We start from the raw sequence: 1,518 nt of genomic DNA, 5'->3' as shown, positions 1-1,518 counted from the left end.
CGATTCTGTTGAAAAACTCGGGTGTTGCAGCGATTGTGATGAGGTGATTCACTCCTGTCGAGAGACGGAGATCGAAGCAGATGATGGGACCTCGGCAAGTCGAGCAGGGTGCCCTGTTCTACGAGTTCTCGCTCGACACCCACGTTCCCGCCGACCATCTGCTTCGCTCCATCGACCGCTTCGTCGACCTCGCCGGCCTGCGCCAGGAGCTAGCCCCGTTCTACGCTTCGACGGGCCGCCCCTCCGTCGACCCCGAGTTGATGATCCGCATGCTGATCGTCGGCTACTGCCTCGGCATCCGCTCGGAGCGCCGGCTGTGCGACGAGGTCCACCTCAACCTCGCCTACCGCTGGTTCTGCCGGCTCGGACTCGACGGCCGGGTGCCGGATCATTCCACCTTCTCCAAGAACCGCCATGGCCGCTTCCGCGACAGTGACCTGCTGCGTCGCCTGTTCGAGACTGTGCTCGCTCGCTGCATCGCCGAGGGCCTCGTGGGTGGCGAAGGCTTTGCCGTCGATGGCAGCTTGATCAGAGCCGATGCCAATCGGCAGAAGGGGGTCGAAGGCTCTGCCGGCCTGCCACCCGAGAGCGTCAGCCGCGCCGCTCAGGAGTACCTCGCCGTTCTCGACGAGGCCGCCTTCGGGGCCGCAACGCCGGTGCCGCCCAAGTTCATCTCGCCCGCCGATCCAGCCGCGCGCTGGACCGGAGCGCACGGCGGGCAGGCGTTCTTCGCCTACACAGCCAACTATCTGATCGACCTCGACCACGCGATCATCGTCGACGTCGAGGCGACCACGGCCATCCGGCAAGCCGAAGTCACAGCGGCTAAACGCATGATCGCGCGTTCGCGCGAGCGCTTCGACCTCTATCCAGCCCGGCTTGCCGGCGACAGCGGTTACGGTTCGGCCGCGATGCTGGGCTGGCTCGTCTACGAGCAGGGCATCGAGCCGCATATCAGCGTGTTCGACAAGTCGGCCCGCACCGACGGCACCTTCTCGCGCGCCGACTTTACCTACGACCAGCCGGGCGACGTCTATCGCTGCCCGGCGGGGCAAGTGCTGACCACGACCGGGACCCTGGTCAATGATGGGGCGACGCTGCTGTACCGCGCGAGCAAGTTCGACTGCGCGCCATGCCCGTTGAAGGCGCGATGCTGCCCGAACGAGGCGGTGCGCAAGGTTCCGCGCTCGATCTACGAGGGCGCGCGGGATATGGCCCGCGACATCGCGCGCTCTGAAGACGGCAAAACCTCCCGGCGCGAGCGCAAGAAGGTCGAGATGCTGTTTGCCCACCTCAAGCGCATCCTGAAGCTGGACCGCCTCCGGTTGCGAGGGCCGAACGGAGCAAGAGACGAGTTCCACCTCGCAGCCGCCGCCCAGAACCTGAGGAAGCTCGCAAAGCTCCTTCCGATCCCGCAGCCGAGCCCGGCCTGACTGGCTGGCGACACCCAGCCCTAGGGCGAGGGCTCATCCCGCCCCTCTCCGATCTCGGCCGCCAACGAGTTTTTCAACGAAATCG

1 protein-coding gene is annotated in these 1,518 nt (G+C 66.1%); it reads left to right on the top strand.

Annotated features, from left to right (window positions below; translation table 11 throughout):
* Positions 1 to 80 precede the first annotated feature (80 nt).
* Complete coding sequence (locus ACLBXP_RS25200; RefSeq protein ID WP_447670580.1) at positions 81 to 1,433, top strand: transposase; 1,353 nt, start codon at positions 81 to 83, stop codon at positions 1,431 to 1,433.
* The last annotated feature ends 85 nt before the right edge of the window (positions 1,434 to 1,518 follow it).

Source organism: Methylobacterium sp. A54F, from assembly GCF_053346035.1.
This window is presented reverse-complemented; position numbering and strand designations above follow the sequence as displayed.